Source organism: Roseitalea sp. MMSF_3546 (genome assembly GCF_030732865.1).
Taxonomy (GTDB): Bacteria; Pseudomonadota; Alphaproteobacteria; order Rhizobiales; family Rhizobiaceae; genus Roseitalea.
Genome location: NZ_JASHKB010000002.1, coordinates 36,094 through 50,155 on the forward strand (window position 1 = coordinate 36,094; position 14,062 = coordinate 50,155).

Below are 14,062 nucleotides of genomic sequence, written 5' to 3' on the forward strand. Positions count from 1 at the left end.
TCCGGAAACGGGCCACCACGTGCCGGGGTTCCCCGATTGCCCAATCGTTGGCCGGCGGAACCGAGGTGGCGCCGCCAGCGTTGGAAGCGTCAAGCACTTCATTGACTCATGGGAACCATAGGCTCGGCCGATGGTGACGAACCGGCCCGAAAGCCCCGCCAGAACCGCCATGTTCGCGATCAGCATTGAGACGAAAGCGGCATCGATCGACTTGACGATGGTTTGCCCGTCGCCGCGCTCATCGATTGCCCGCCCTGCGCAGCCCGGTCCTCAGGGCGCTGAAGGCGCTTCATGATCGGCCTGGACGGCTGGCTTTTTCGGGGCCTGGCCGGGCTCGCCGTCATCATCGCGCTCGTTGCCGGGCTCATGCTGGCCAAGGCGGTCTTCATCCCGATCTTCATCGCGCTGTTCCTGGCGATCATCCTGCATCTGCCATTGGCGGCGATGGAGCGCGCCGGCGTTCCGCGCATCCTGGCGGCGCTGACGCTGACGCTGACCGTGGCCGGGCTGATCGCGCTGCTCGCCTATTTCATCTCCGGACCCGTGCAGACCACGATCGAAAACTATCCCAGCATGGTCAATCAGTTGCAGCGCAAGCTGGCGGCGCTGCGCCTGTCGCTGCGCGAGGCCCAGGAGATCGGCGAGGCCCTGTCGACGGTGGGAGAGGAGGTCGGCGAGGCGCTGGACGATGGTCGCGACGACAATGTCGAGGAAGTGGTGGTCCGGCAGCCCGGATTCCTGATGAACGCGGCCACGAGCTTCGCCTCGGGCGCAACGACCTTCCTGGTGACGGTGACCATCGCCGGCTTCATTCTGGCGATGCGTCGGCCGTTCATGATCATCGCGACGATCCCACATGGCACGATGCGCGGCAAGCTGCGCGCCGCCCGTGTCTGGAAAGCGGTCGAGTCCCAGGTCAGCCACTATCTGCTGGTGACGACGCTGATCAATATCGCACTGGGCATCGTGGTCGGGCTGGCGCTGTGGTGGCTGGGCGTGCCCATGCCGGTCTTCTGGGGGGCGGTCGTCGCGTTTCTCAACTACATGCCGTTCGTCGGCCCGGCGATCGGGGTGCTGTTGCTGCTGGCGGTGAGCATCGTGCAGTTCGACACCGTCTTGCAGATGATCCTGCCGGCGGCGACCTACATGGCGATCAATTTCGTGGAGGCCAACTTCGTCACGCCGAACCTGGTGGGCCGGCGCACCAACATCGCGCCGCTGGCCATCATCGTTTCGCTGCTCGTGTGGGGCTGGATGTGGGGGTTCGCCGGCCTGTTCCTGTCGGTGCCCATCCTGGTGGTGCTCAAGGCGACCGCCGAGAAGACCGAAAGCCTTGCGGGCATCCACCGCATGCTCACGCCGCGCGCCCGGCACCCCATGTCGCTCCGGTAACGTCACCGTCGCAACGCCAGCGGGCGGGAACCCTTCGCCCGGGCGCGCATTGGCCCCTTGTGTGCCTTTGGGACGGGGAGCACCTCTTCCTTGGCTCGAATGCACGGGAAAACAGACAGTTGAGCCGTTGGCGACGGTCATCTCCGAGCCGGCTCACGAAAGGAGACTGTGATGAATGCGACATCCGACAACCAGTCCGGCTCGAAATCGCGCAATGGCCCTGGCAAGGCGGGCAATGACGAGTTGTCCGCCGAGATCGCCGCGCTGCGTCGGGACATCGACGCGGTGACCGAGCGGCTGGGCAAGGTTGCCGGAGCCGGCGCCCGCACGGCGCGTTCGCGTCGCGACGAGACCAGCAAGATGTTTCGCGCAAAGTCCGACGAGTTCATCGACGACCTGAACCATCAACTCGAGCGGATCGAACGGCAGACCAGCGCGACGGTGCGCCGCCATCCGATCCAGACAATGGCAATTGCCGCCGGGGCGGGGTTTCTGGCTGCGCTGCTGATGCGGCGCTGACATGCTCAAACCGCTCTCGAGCTTCGCCCGCCTGACCGCCGCCGACTTCCACAGCCGCAAACGGCGATGGATCTGGGCGGCGGTGATGTATGGGATCGCGGGCATCTGCGCATTGTTCGCCGTCGGCTTCGGCGCGACGGCGCTCGCCGTGTGGATCGCCGCGCTCTATGATCCCATCATCGCGCTGGTGATCACGGCGGCGCTGTTCCTGGTGATTGCGGCGATCGCGCTGATCGTCAATTCGATCTACCAGACGCGGGCGAAACGGCGCATCCGGCGCAACGCCGCCCTGCGCAGCGCGGCGGTCGCCACGGCGATGGTCAGCCTGAGACGGACCGGAACCGCGGCGCTGCCCATCGCGGCGGTGGTGGCCGGCGCCCTGCTTGCCACGCAACTCACCGGCGGCGATGACGACGCGGACGAGTGAGCGCGCCAATCGGCGGGCGCGCGGGTGAGCGGAACGGCGGACCGGGTCGCCGCGTTTTGCCGGCAACACCGAACCGATGGAGGTTTGCCATGCGAACCCGAACGCTCATGGCCGGTGCGATCGCCCTTCCGCTCAACGCCGTCGTCTTCGGCGTCGGCGCGGTGACGGTGCTGTCGATCCCCGCGCTCGCGCCATACTGGAAATACGTGTTGCCGGTCGTCATCGTGGCCGGCATCGCGCTGACCGTGCCGCTGGCCTGGAAGCTGGCGCCGCGGCTGCGCCTGAACAGCCAGTACTATCCGCGCCTGTTCCGCAAGTCGAAGGAGGCGCGCGACGATGCCGGCGCGGGACGCTGAGAAGGGCCGGCTGGCCATTTGCGGCGCCGCCCACGTTCATCTGCCCGACCATGTGCGCATGGCTCGGGATCACTCGTGGACGATCGGCGGGGTCTTCGACCGCGACGAGCAGCGCGGCCGCGACTGGTGCGACCGGCTCGGCGCCAACTGGCATGGCGAGGCGGCGGAACTGGCCGGGGCAGGCTATGACGGCGCCATCGTCTGCTCGGAGACCGCCCATCACGAAGCCGACATGCATGCGCTTGTCGAGGCCGGCATTCCGGTCTTCGCCGAAAAGCCGCTTGCCCACGACGCGGCCTCCGCCCGCCGCATCGCCGATGCCGCCGAACGCACCGGCACGACGGTGCATACCGGCTTTTTCATGCGTACCAACACGGCGCTGGCCGAGCTGTGCGAACGGGTGCGCGAGGGCGTGCTCGGCGACATCGTGGAAGCGCGTGCGCGCTTTTCCCATGATGGCGCCTTTGCCCGCTGGCTCGACCTTTCGGGTTGGATGACCACGCCGCAGCTTGCCGGCTATGGCGGTTTCGCCGATGAGGGCGTGCACGCGATCGACCTGCTGCAATGGATGCTCGGCCCGATCGCGGACGGGCAGGCGCGCCTTGGTTTCGAAAAGGGCTATCCGGTCGACGACCACGGCGCGGCGGTGCTGGCATTCGAATCGGGCGCGATCGGAGCCGTGCAGGCAGGCTGGACCGACACGCGGATGCGCCTCGAACTCGATCTGGTGGGCACCGAAGGCGGCGCGCGCGTGCGCCAGGGCCTCGCCGAGGCCTGGGACAGGCAGGACGGAACGCGCAACTGGTCGGCCGAACTGGCCTCACTGGATGCGGGCGAGGGACTGGTGCCTTTCCTCGATGCGCTTCAGGGAAAGGACGGCGCCGGGCTCGTAACGGCGTGCGAAGCGGTGGCGGTCAACGCGGTCCTGGACATGCTCTATGGCCGGCCGTCGGCGTGAGTGCCGATCACTCCAGCTTCGCTTCGAGCCTTTCGATGACCGGTTTGGTGATCGCCTGATCGAGGTCGGCCTCGGCCCGTTCGAGCGGGCAGGGCCGGGACAGCCGGTCCCGGGCCTTCGCCATGGAAAAGGTATTGGCCGCATCCAGGCGCTCCAGTTCCTGCCAGGTGACCGGCATGGCGACGGGTGCGCCCTTGCGTGCGCGCAACGAATAGGGCGCGATCGCCGTCGAACCGCGCTCGTTGCGCAGCCAGTCCACGAACACCTTGCCCTTGCGCTTTGCCTTGGACATGGTCGCGACAAACCGGTCCGGCTCGGTCTGGGCGAAATAGGTCGCAACGGTACGGGCGAACAGCACCACGCTCTGCCAGCGGGCTGTGCGGCGCAGCGGAACGATGACGTGCACCCCCTTGCCGCCGGTGACCATCGCGACCGATTGAAGGCCGAGATCCGACAGCAGTTCGCGCACCCTTGCCGAGGCGGCCCTTACCGCCGCGAAGTCGACGCCTTGCCCGGGATCCATGTCGAAGACGGCGCGGTCGGGCTTTTCCAGATTGTCGGTGCGGGCACCCCAGATGTGGAATTCGATCGCGCCCATCTGCGCGGCAGCCACGAATCCTTCCGGCCTGTCGATGACCAGATAGTCCTCGGTGCCGCCGGACTTCTCTTCGATCGGAACCGAGGCGATCTCGCCGGGGAAACCCTTGCCGGCGTGCTTCTGGAAGAAGCAGTCGCCCTCGGTGCCCCTGGGACAGCGCAGCAGCGAGACGGGCCGGCTGCCGGCGAGCGCAAGCATGCGGTCGCCGACCGTGCCGTAGTGCCGGGCGACATCGCCCTTGGTGCAGCCGGCGTCTGGAAAGACCGTCCGGTCGGCGCTCGAGATGCGGATGTCGCGCACGTGCACGGTGCCGCCGTCGTCGTGGTCGGTGCCGGCTGCCGTGTCGTCGTCCGCGTCATCTGCGGACCCGCCGGGCTCGGCCCGGGTATCGTTTTGCATGCTCACCGCCTTGGCCTCCTTGTCCTCGCGCAGGCCCTCGAACCGGCCATGGCGGATGCGCCCGTCGGCCGTCAGTTCGGCAAAGCCGATCTCGGCCACCAGATTCGGCGTCAGCCACCGCGCATTGCGGGCGATCTGGCGCGGTACGTCGTCGGCAAAGGGCGATGTCTTGCGCTCGATCCGGGAAAATCGCGCTTCGAGCCGGCCGAGCGTATCGGCATCGAAGCCGGTGCCGACGCGGCCGCGATAGACCAGCGCGCCATCGTCATGGGTGCCAAGCAGGACCGAGGCGAAGGGCCGGCCCCTGGCTGAGGAGGGGGTGGTGCCGGCTATGACGAACTCGCGGCGCCGCTCGGCCTTGACCTTGCGCCATTTGCCCGAGCGCCTGCCCGTATAGGCGCTGTCGGCGCGTTTGGAGATGATGCCCTCGGCGCCGCCTTCGGCAATGGCCTTGAAGACCTTGGGGCCCTTGCCGACGATATGCTCGCTGTAGCGCACCGGTCCGCCCGCCGGCGCGCCTGCGATCAACGCGCGCAGCCTTTCCTTGCGCTCGGCGAGCCCGGTCTTGCGCAGCGATCGTCCGTCGAGTTCGAGCAGATCGAAGACCATGAAGCGGACGGGGCGTCCGGCCTTCAGATCGTCCTGAAGGTCGGAGAACTTGGCCGTCGCCGGATCGCCGCCGCCGCCGGCGACGACCTCGCCGTCGATGAGCGCGCTCTCGCAATCCAGAAAGGCAAGGGCGTCGGCCAGACCGACGAAGCGCTCGGTCCAGTCCTTGCCCGAGCGCGTGTGCAGGCGGATGCCGTCGCGGCCGAGCGCGGCAAGGCAGCGATAGCCGTCATATTTGGGCTCATGCAGCCAGTCCTCGCCCTCGGGAGCATGGTCGTCGAGCACGGCCAGTTCGGGCGGCGTGAATTTCGGCGTCTTCCTTGTGAAGGTTTCGGCCGGATCGGGCGGTTGTCGCGGCGCCGAGCCGGGATCGGACGTCGGCGGTTCGTCTTGGGCGATCGCCGTCATGGTGCGGCCCGACACGACGCTCGTGTTGTATGCGTCGGTCAGATGGTTTTCGTCATCGGTCGCCTGCCCGTCGCGTTCCTTGATCAGCAGCCAGTTGTCGCGCTTTTCGCCCTTGCGCCGGCGCATGCGTACCAGCGCCCAGGCGCCGGTCATGCGTTTTCCGTGCAGGTCAAAGCCGAGCTTGCCCTTCTGAAGGCCTTCCTCGACGTCGCCGTGCGGTCCCCACCAGCCCTTGTCCCAGACCATGACGGTGCCGCCGCCATATTCGTCCTTGGGGATCGTGCCCTCGAAATCCTGATAGTCGAGCGGGTGGTCCTCGGCGCGCACGGCCAGCCTTTTGGCAGTGGGGTCGTCGCTTGGCCCCTTGGTCACCGCCCAACTCAGCAGCACGCCATCCCATTCGAGCCGGAAGTCGTAATGCAGACGGGTCGCATCGTGCTTCTGGACGACGAAAACCGGCTTGCCGCGCTTTTGGGGTATCGCCTTGCCAGAGGGCTCGGAGGTGACCGAGAAGTCGCGCTTTTGCGCATAGTCGGACAGTCTGTCTGACTTCGCCGCCATGGTTCAGGCCGACTTCTTCCTGCGGGCGCCCGACGAGCCGCGCTTGCCGCCGGAGCCGGACTTCGATCCCGACTTGCCCTTGCGGCCGCTGTTTTCCGATTCCTCCAGGCTTTCCTTCAGCGCGCTCATCAGATCGACGACGTTTTCGCCCGTCGGGCGCGGCTCGGCGCCTTCGGTCTCCACGCGCGGGGTCGACTTGTTCCTGACCTTTCGGTCGACGAGATCGCGCAGCGCCTTCGCATAGCTGTCGGTGAAGGCCGACGCATCGAATGGCGCCGTCTTGCGTTCGATCAGCGAGGTGGCAACATCGAGCAGTTCCTCGTCGGGCTCGTCATCGGTGACCTGGGCAAACATCGGCTCGGCGCTGCGGATCTCGTCGTCGTAGTGCAGCGTCTCGAGCAGCAGGCCATCGCCGCAGGGACGGATCGCGGCCAGATACTCCTTGCCGCGCATGGCGACCTGGCACAGGCCGGTCTTGCCGCTCTGGCGCAGGGCGTCGCGCACCACGCGATAGGCGTCCTCGGCCAGTTCGTCCGCCGGCGTCAGGTAATAGGGCTTGTTGAAGTAGATCGGCGGGATCTCGCCCTGGTCGACGAACTGGACGATCTCCATGGTCTTCTTCGTCTCCAGCTTTATCGCATCGATCTCGTCGGGATCGATCAGCGCGTAGCGGTCCTTTTCGTACTCGAAGCCCTTGACGATCTCGTCGCGATCGACCGGGCCGATGCCCGGCACCGATTTCTCGTAGCGCACGGGCTTGCCGCTGGGAGCATGGATCTGGCGGAAGCGGATGCGCGCCGCGCTCTCGGTCGCCGAATACAGCTCGACCGGTATCGAGACCAGCGAAAGCCTCAATTGGCCCTTCCAGAGCGCGCGTGCGGCCATCGACTCCTCCGCCCTCAGGCCGGCCGCGAGCGCACGCCGCGCTTCGGTCGACGGCGCGCCGAGGCGGCATCGGCCAGGTCGGGTTGAGCCATGTTGTGTTCGACGTCGTTGATCCACATCTGCGTTAACGGAACCGACGGGCGCCGCATTGGTTCCGCCCGCATGCCCGGGGTCGGAGCACTAGCTGCGCGTCATCTCGACCGGGTAGCCCCACAGGCGACGCATGTGCTCGAGCGTCATCGTCTCCGAGCGCTTGTCGAGCGGAACGCCGTCTTGCTGGAGATGGCAAAGATGCAGGACCCTGTCGCCCTGAAGGTCGACATCGACGATCTGGATGTTCGGTTCGAGGAGCGAGATGTCGCGCGAGCGCGCCAGCGCCTCGCGCACCTGGCGATAGCCGCGTTCGTTGTGGATCGCCGAGACGGTATAGAACGGTGCGTTCGTGTCGTCGGTCAGCGCGAACAGGCGCAGGCGCCGCATCACCTCCGGGCTGAGAAACTGCAGGATGAAGCTTTCGTCGCGGTAGTTCGCCCATGCGTCCTTGAGCACGCCGTGCCAGTCACCGCTGCCGGCAAAGTCGGGAAACCATTGCCGGTCCTCCTCGGTCGGCGCCTCGCAGATGCGACGGATGTCCTGCATCATGGTGAAGCCGAGCGTATAGGGGTTCAGGCCGCCGAAATGCGGGTCGTCGAAGTCGGGCTGGCGGACGACTTCGGTATGGTTGTGCAGGATCTCGAGCATCGCGCCATCGTCGATGCGCCCCTTTGCATGCAGCGCGTGCATGACGTGATAATGCACGAAGCAGGCACAGCCCTCGTTCATGATCTGCGTCTGCTTCTGGGGGTAGAAGTACTGGCCGATCGTCCGCACGATCGCCAGCGCTTCGCGCTGCCATGGTTGCAGGATCGGACTGTAGCGCTCGATGAAGTAGAGAAGATTCTCTTCGGGCAGATGCATGGCGCGCTTGCGCTGGCGTATCTGATCGGCGTCGGAGGCGGGCTGGCTCGCCGGCAGCCGGTCCCACAGATAGTGGGCGCTGCGCTCGGCCTCGTTCCGACGCGCCTGCTGACGGGCTTCGGCCTGCCGGGGCGTGGGCGGCGGCGGGCGCCGGCTGCGGAAGACGCTCGAGGGCATCAGCGCATGCGCGGAATCGAGCAGCCGCTCGACCTCGATCCGGCCATGGCGCTCCTCGCAGCGCTGCATGAAATCGCGGGCATATTCGAGATAGTCGAGAATGCCATCGGGATCGGTCCATTGCCGGAACAGTTCGTTGTTCTTGAAGAAGTGGTTGTGGCCGAAGCCGGCATGGGCGATCACCAGCGCCTGAAGCGCCATGGTGTTCTCTTCCAGGCAATAGCTGATGCACGGATTGGAGTTGATGACGATCTCGTAGGCCAGCCCGCGGGCGCCGCGCCGGTAGGCCCGCTCGTGCTGGATGAAGTGCTTGCCGAAGGACCAGTGGCGGTACATCAGCGGCATGCCGATCGAGGAATAGGCGTCGAGCATCTGCTCGCTCGAGATGATTTCGATCTGGTTGGGGTACAGATCCAGGGCCAGGTCCTTGCGGGCGACCTTCTCGATGGCATCATGCACGCGGCTGAGATCGTCAAACGTCCATTCGGCGCCCTCGAAGAGAAGCGAGCGGGATTTTCTGCCTTCAGCCATGGCTTTCGGCCCGTTCGAACAATTCGCGGAAGACGGGGTATATCTCGGAGGGGTGGGCCACGCGCTTCATGGCAAAGTTCGGCCAGTCCTCGGCCACGGTCAGGTAGGCCCGCCACAGTTCGGTGCCGCTGCCGTCGCTGGTCACGAAGCTGCGCTCCTGCTCCTGCAGGATCTCGACATAGGCGAAATACTGCAACCGCCGCATCAGCGTGTCGTCGAGGATGTCGGCACAGGTGTCGGAATCGCCCGCATAATTGTCGCCGTCCGAGGCCTGGGCCGCGTAGATGTTCCATTCGGCAGGCGAATAGCGCTCCGAAATGATGCGCGCCATCTCGTCCAGGGCCGAACTGACCACCGTCCCGCCGGTCTCCCGGGAGTGGAAGAAGGTGTCCTCGTCAACTTCGCTCGCCTGGTGGGTGTGCCGGATGAAGACCAGGTCGACGCGCTCGTAGCAGCGTTCGAGGAACAGGTGCAGCAGCACGAAGAAGCGCTTGGCCAGATCCTTCTCGCGCTCGCCCATCGATGCCGACACATCCATCAGGCAGAACATCACCGCCTTGGCGTTCGGCTCGGGCCTGGGCTCGAAATAGCTGTAGCGCACGTCGAGCGGGTCCAGATAGGGCACCCGCTTCTGTCGCCTGCGCAGCGCCTCGAGTTCGAGGCGCAATGCGTGCATTTCCTCGTGCTGTTCCTCGGTGGGCTGATGCACCGCTTCGAGTTCGAACAGCCTTGCGCGCAGTTCGCCGATCCGCTTGTCGCTCGGACGCCCGAGCGCGATGTGCCGGCCAAGCGCGTTGCGCATGGTGCGTTCGACATTGAGGTTGCCGGGCGAACCGGTCACCGAGATGCCGGCGCGGTGGGGCCTTGCCGTGCTCTGGTCGGACAGGGTCCGCTTGACCAGGTCGGGCAGTTCGAGATTCTCAAAGAAGATATCGAGGAACTCGTCGCGCGAAAGGACGAAGGCGAACGAATCCTCGCCCTCGCCGCCGGGGGCGCCCCTGTTGCCGCTGCCCGCGCCGCCGGTGCGCGGCTTCCTGATCCGGTCACCGGCCTGGTAGTCCCGGTTGCCCGGCAGGACGCGCTCGCGGCGGCCGCCCTCGGCGGCGTGCTGGAAATGCGGCTCGAGGATGCTGTCGGCCGGCACGGTCACCGCGCCGCTGTCGTTGACGTCGGCGATGCTGCGCTTGCGGACGGCCTCGTCGACGGCGCGCTTCACATGCGCGCGCACCTTGCCCAGAAAGCGTCTGCGGTTCCCAAGGCTCTTGTTCTTGGGATTGAGCCGGCGGTCGACGAAGCTCACCATCGGCGTGTGGCCATCACCCGGCCTTGTTGACGCGCATGTACCATTCCACCAGCCTGCGCACCTGACGCGGCGTGTAGCCGCGCGCGGTCATGCGCCCGACGAACTCCTCGTGCTTGGCGTCGCTGTCGCGATCGCTCTTTGCGCCGAAGCTGATGACCGGCAGCAGATCCTCGACATTGCTGAACATGCGCCGTTCGATCACGCGCCGCAGCTTCTCGTATTTGTGCCAGTCCGGATTGCGGCCCTCGTTCTCGGCGCGCGCGCGCAGCACGAACTTGACGACCTCGTTGCGGAAGTCCTTGGGGTTGCTGATCCCGGCCGGCTTTTCGATCTTTTCAAGCTCCTGTTCGAGCACCTCGCGGTCGAACATCTGACCGGTGTCGGGATCCTTGAAGTCCTGCTCCTCGATCCAGGCATCGGCATAGGCGATGTAGCGGTCGAACAGGTTCTGCCCGTAGTCCGAGTAGGATTCCAGATAGGCCTTCTGGATCTCGTCGCCGATGAATTCGGCGTAGCGCGGTGCGAGCTCGGTGCGGATGAAGTCGAGATAACGGCTTTCGACCTCGGGCGGATATTGCTCGCGCCGGACCGCCTGCTCGAGCACGTACATCAGATGGACCGGGTCGGCCGCCACTTCCTCGGTGTCGTGGTTGAAGGTCTCCGACAGCACCTTGAAGGCAAAGCGCGTCGAGATGCCCGTCATGCCCTCGTCGACACCGGCCATGTCCCGGTATTCCTGCAACGACCGCGCCTTGGGATCGGTGTGCTTGAGCGTTTCGCCGTCATAGACCCGAAGCTTGGAGTAAAGGTTCGAGTTTTCATGCTCGCGCAGCCGCGTCAGCACGCTGAAACGGGCCAGCAGCGGCAGCGTCTCGGGCGCGCAAGGCGCTTCGCGCAGCGAACTGTTGCCCAGCAGCTTGCCATAGATCTGCGCCTCCTCGGTCGCGCGCAGGCAATAGGGCACCTTGACGACGCTGATGCGGTCCAGAAAGGCCTCGTTGTTCTTGTTGGACTTGAACTGCTGCCATTCGGCCTCGTTGGAATGGGCGATGATGATGCCCTGATAGGGCATTGCGCCGATGTTCTCGGTGCCGACATAGGAGCCTTCCTGCGTCGCCGTGAGCAGCGGGTGCAGCACCTTTATGGGCGCCTTGAACATCTCGACGAATTCCAGAAGCCCCTGGGTGGTGCGGTTGAGCCCGCCCGAATAGCTGTACGCATCGGGATCGTTCTGGCTGAGATGCTCGAGCTTGCGGATGTCGAGCTTGCCGACCAGCGTGGACACGTCCTGATTGTTCTCGTCGCCGGGCTCGGTCTTGGCGATGCAGAGCTGGCGCAGCTTGGACGGATGAGCCTTGACGACAGAGAACCTGGAGATGTCGCCGTCGAATTCCTCGAGCCGCTTGACCGCCCATGGCGACATGAGCCCGCTCAGAAGGCGTCGCGGAATGCGGTACTTGCTTTCCAGGATGTCGCCGAACCGGTCGGGGTCGAACAGGCCGAGCGGCGACTCGAACACCGGGCTGATCTGCTCGCCCGCCTTGAGGATATAGACCGGTTCCTTCTCCATCAGACGCTTGAGGATTTCGGCAAGGGACGACTTGCCGCCGCCGACCGGTCCGAGCAGGTAGAGGATCTGCTTTCTCTCCTCCAGGCCCTGGCTGGCATGACGGAAGAAGCCGACGACGCGCTCGATCGTCTCCTCGGCCCCGAAAAGGTCGTCAAAGGCCGGGTAGCGCTTGATGGTCCGGTTGAGGAAGATGCGGCCGAGCCGCTGGTCCTGGCTTGTGTCGACGAGTTCGGGCTCGCCGATGGCCGAGACCATGCGCTCGGCCGCAGTGGCGCGCATCGACGGGTCTTCGCGGCAGCCCAGCAGGTAGTCCTGCAGCGGCATCTCCTCGACCTTCAGGCGATCGTAGACTTCGGTATAGTGACTGAAGAGCTCCATGATGCTCCCTGCGTCCTGCGATGTTCCTGCCGGTGGCCCCTGGGCGCATCGGTGTGGTTTGGCCGGCCGGGATCGGGGCACCTTCCAGGCGGTGTTGCCCCGGCCGACAACGTGTCCACGGCACCGGTCCTTCACATTAGATGTCGCTGGAGGCGGATTTGTTAAGCCCCCTGTTGCGACCGCGCCGGAAAAGTGATCGGGACCGACCGTGTTGCCGCCCAGCCGACCGGCCCAATCTCGCGCCCAATTGTGGTGAAGAAGCGACGCACGGAAAACTGCGTTGAGCCGCGCGATGCCGGGCCGCTCGCCGCACCAGGCCGGCGGTGAGGCCGATCGCCCTGAGCAGGCCGGAACCCGGCGTGGGCCAGCGCGGGGAGGGCGAACCGCTGCGCCACGCCGCCGCCGAAGGGCTCGAGCGCATCGATGCGGCGCGCAACCAGTTCCTCGACAAGTTCTACCGGCTGGCGCGCGACTTTCGCCGGCGCCTGCACCTTCTGCACTACTACCCGCTGTTCGACGAGGCCCAGGCGGCCTTGACGGTCGGCCAGCACAAGGCCATTGCCAAGGCCGTGCGCGCGGGCGACTGCGACCGTGCCGACCGGCCGGTCGGCGTGCATCTAATGGCCGAACCGGCGGTGATCCAGCGTTCGCTGGCCCCAAGGTTCGGCAACAGTTTCACCGTCTCGGACCAGTTTGGGGGACAAGCATGATCGACCAGGAACGCAAGGCGGCGCGCCTATCAAAGCTCACCGCGGCCATGGACGGGGCGGGGCTCGACGCCGTGGCGCTCGTGCCCGGCGCCAATTTCTACTATCTGACCGGCGTGCACCTGCACCTGATGGAGCGGCCGACGGTGCTGTTCGTTGCACGCGACGGCTCCATGCATGGCGCGATCCCGACGCTGGAAAGCGCCCGATGGGGGCAGGGCGCACCGGAGGTGAACACCACATACTGGCAGGATTCGGACGGCTTCGACGACGCCTTCGCCGATGTGGCCCGCCGGCTGAAGGCCGAGCGGATCGGCGTCGAGGGCCAGTTGATGCGCGTGTTCGAACGCGACGCGCTGCGCAGCGCGTTCGCCGATGCGCGCATCGACAATGCCCACGCGGCGATCTCGCGCATGCGGCTCGTGAAGGACGCCGAGGAGGTGGCGATCATCGAACAGGCGATCGCGATCAGCGAGCGGGCCCTTCGCACCACCATCGATGCGGTCGTGCCGGGCATGAGCGAGGTCGAGATCAGGAGCCGGCTGATGACCGAGATGCTGGCCGAGGGGGCCGACGCGCCGGCCTTCGACACGATCGTGCTCGCCAGGGGCGCTTCGGCCGACCCGCACGGCACGCCATCGCCCGAGCGCAGGCTCGAAAAGGGCGATCCGCTGCTGATCGACTTCGGCGCGGCCCATGGCGGCTACAATGCCGACATCACGCGCACCTTCTTCGTTGGCGCGGTCAGCGACGAGCACCGGGCGATCTACGAGACAGTTCTGGCCGCCAACGAGACCGGCCGCACGATCGCCGCGCCGGGCATGACGCTGCACGATCTGGATACGGCCGTCACCGAGCGGCTGCGCGGGTCGCCATTCGCCGACATGGTGCTGCACAAGACCGGCCACGGGCTCGGCATCGAGGTGCACGAGGCGCCGCAGGTGATGGTCGGCAACCGCGCGCCGATCGAGCCGGGAATGGTGTTCACCATCGAACCGGGGCTCTATCGCAGTGGCGAGATCGGCGTGCGCATCGAGGACGACGTGCTGATCACCGAGGACGGCTGTCGGTCGCTGACGGGTTTCGAGCGCGGCCTGACCGTGATCGGGTCGTGACGTGACGCGGGGCGAGCATTCGGCCCGTGACGGCGGCGAGAGCGCCAAGGCGCCGTTCGCCGCCATCGCCGACCGTGTCCGCCAGACGACGGGCGACCGCCTGATCACGATCCTGGCGGTCAATGGCGATGCCGGCCATCCTTGGCGGGTGTGGTCGTCCGACCGCCGGCACTATCCGCTTGGCTGCGGCGGGTATGTCAGCACGCCGACCG

General features: G+C 66.2%; 12 protein-coding genes. 7 read left to right on the plus strand and 5 right to left on the minus strand.

What is annotated here, in order from left to right; all coding sequences use genetic code 11:
- The first annotated feature begins 291 nt into the window (after window positions 1-291).
- The 5 genes from RBB34_RS02050 (at window position 292) to RBB34_RS02070 (ending at window position 3,652) form a co-directional block, all read left to right on the plus strand.
- Entirely contained in the window at window positions 292-1,392 is a 1,101-nt protein-coding gene (locus RBB34_RS02050) for an AI-2E family transporter (RefSeq protein WP_306117525.1), read from the plus strand.
- Window positions 1,393-1,563: 171 nt separating this feature from the next.
- Complete coding sequence (locus tag RBB34_RS02055) at window positions 1,564-1,911, plus strand: hypothetical protein (RefSeq protein WP_306117526.1); 348 nt, start codon at window positions 1,564-1,566, stop codon at window positions 1,909-1,911.
- 1 nt (window position 1,912) lies between these two features.
- The gene (locus RBB34_RS02060; protein WP_306117527.1) at window positions 1,913-2,338 is read left to right on the plus strand and encodes a phage holin family protein; all 426 of its coding nucleotides are present in this window, start codon (window positions 1,913-1,915) and stop codon (window positions 2,336-2,338) included.
- A gap of 89 nt (window positions 2,339-2,427) precedes the next feature.
- Entirely contained in the window at window positions 2,428-2,694 is a 267-nt protein-coding gene (locus RBB34_RS02065) for a hypothetical protein (protein WP_306117528.1), read from the plus strand.
- Entirely contained in the window at window positions 2,675-3,652 is a 978-nt protein-coding gene (locus RBB34_RS02070; protein ID WP_306117529.1) for a Gfo/Idh/MocA family oxidoreductase, read from the plus strand. The genes RBB34_RS02065 and RBB34_RS02070 overlap by 20 nt, the downstream gene beginning before the upstream one ends.
- Before the next feature lie 7 nt (window positions 3,653-3,659).
- On the opposite strand, the gene ligD is transcribed toward RBB34_RS02070, so the two are convergent.
- The 5 genes from ligD to RBB34_RS02095 form a co-directional block, all read right to left on the minus strand.
- Complete coding sequence (gene ligD / locus RBB34_RS02075) at window positions 3,660-6,227, minus strand: DNA ligase D (RefSeq protein WP_306117530.1); 2,568 nt, start codon at window positions 6,225-6,227, stop codon at window positions 3,660-3,662.
- A 3-nt stretch (window positions 6,228-6,230) separates the two neighbouring features.
- Window positions 6,231-7,112 carry a Ku protein gene (locus RBB34_RS02080; RefSeq protein ID WP_306117531.1) on the minus strand — a complete coding sequence of 294 codons (882 nt, stop codon included), beginning with the start codon at window positions 7,110-7,112 and terminating at the stop codon, window positions 6,231-6,233.
- Between the two features lie 180 nt (window positions 7,113-7,292).
- Window positions 7,293-8,777 (minus strand): SpoVR family protein, encoded by a 1,485-nt coding sequence (locus tag RBB34_RS02085; protein ID WP_306117532.1) that lies wholly within the window; start codon window positions 8,775-8,777, stop codon window positions 7,293-7,295.
- Window positions 8,770-10,080, minus strand: a complete 1,311-nt coding sequence (locus RBB34_RS02090; protein WP_306117533.1) for a YeaH/YhbH family protein — start codon at window positions 10,078-10,080, stop codon at window positions 8,770-8,772. The genes RBB34_RS02085 and RBB34_RS02090 overlap by 8 nt, the downstream gene beginning before the upstream one ends.
- 13 nt (window positions 10,081-10,093) lie before the next feature.
- Window positions 10,094-12,028 carry a PrkA family serine protein kinase gene (locus RBB34_RS02095; protein WP_306117534.1) on the minus strand — a complete coding sequence of 645 codons (1,935 nt, stop codon included), beginning with the start codon at window positions 12,026-12,028 and terminating at the stop codon, window positions 10,094-10,096.
- Between the two features lie 359 nt (window positions 12,029-12,387).
- Between RBB34_RS02095 and RBB34_RS02100 the strand changes: the two genes are divergently transcribed.
- Both RBB34_RS02100 and RBB34_RS02105 read left to right on the plus strand, forming a co-directional pair.
- Window positions 12,388-12,738, plus strand: coding sequence for an FCD domain-containing protein (locus RBB34_RS02100; protein WP_306117535.1), 351 nt, complete (start codon window positions 12,388-12,390; stop codon window positions 12,736-12,738).
- Window positions 12,735-13,850: a Xaa-Pro peptidase family protein gene (locus RBB34_RS02105; RefSeq protein ID WP_306117536.1), complete on the plus strand. Its 1,116-nt coding sequence runs from the start codon at window positions 12,735-12,737 to the stop codon at window positions 13,848-13,850. Before RBB34_RS02100 ends, RBB34_RS02105 begins: the two co-directional genes overlap by 4 nt.
- Window positions 13,851-14,062: the final 212 nt, after the last annotated feature.

Coding starts and splice junctions, on each gene's coding strand:
- RBB34_RS02050 (WP_306117525.1), top strand. CDS start 292: ATGATCGGCCTGGACGGCTGGCTTTTTCGGGGCCTGGCCGGGCTCGCC.
- RBB34_RS02055 (WP_306117526.1), top strand. CDS start 1,564: ATGAATGCGACATCCGACAACCAGTCCGGCTCGAAATCGCGCAATGGC.
- RBB34_RS02060 (WP_306117527.1), top strand. CDS start 1,913: ATGCTCAAACCGCTCTCGAGCTTCGCCCGCCTGACCGCCGCCGACTTC.
- RBB34_RS02065 (WP_306117528.1), top strand. CDS start 2,428: ATGCGAACCCGAACGCTCATGGCCGGTGCGATCGCCCTTCCGCTCAAC.
- RBB34_RS02070 (WP_306117529.1), top strand. CDS start 2,675: ATGCCGGCGCGGGACGCTGAGAAGGGCCGGCTGGCCATTTGCGGCGCC.
- ligD (WP_306117530.1), bottom strand. CDS start 6,227: ATGGCGGCGAAGTCAGACAGACTGTCCGACTATGCGCAAAAGCGCGAC.
- RBB34_RS02080 (WP_306117531.1), bottom strand. CDS start 7,112: ATGGCCGCACGCGCGCTCTGGAAGGGCCAATTGAGGCTTTCGCTGGTC.
- RBB34_RS02085 (WP_306117532.1), bottom strand. CDS start 8,777: ATGGCTGAAGGCAGAAAATCCCGCTCGCTTCTCTTCGAGGGCGCCGAA.
- RBB34_RS02090 (WP_306117533.1), bottom strand. CDS start 10,080: ATGGTGAGCTTCGTCGACCGCCGGCTCAATCCCAAGAACAAGAGCCTT.
- RBB34_RS02095 (WP_306117534.1), bottom strand. CDS start 12,028: ATGGAGCTCTTCAGTCACTATACCGAAGTCTACGATCGCCTGAAGGTC.
- RBB34_RS02105 (WP_306117536.1), top strand. CDS start 12,735: ATGATCGACCAGGAACGCAAGGCGGCGCGCCTATCAAAGCTCACCGCG.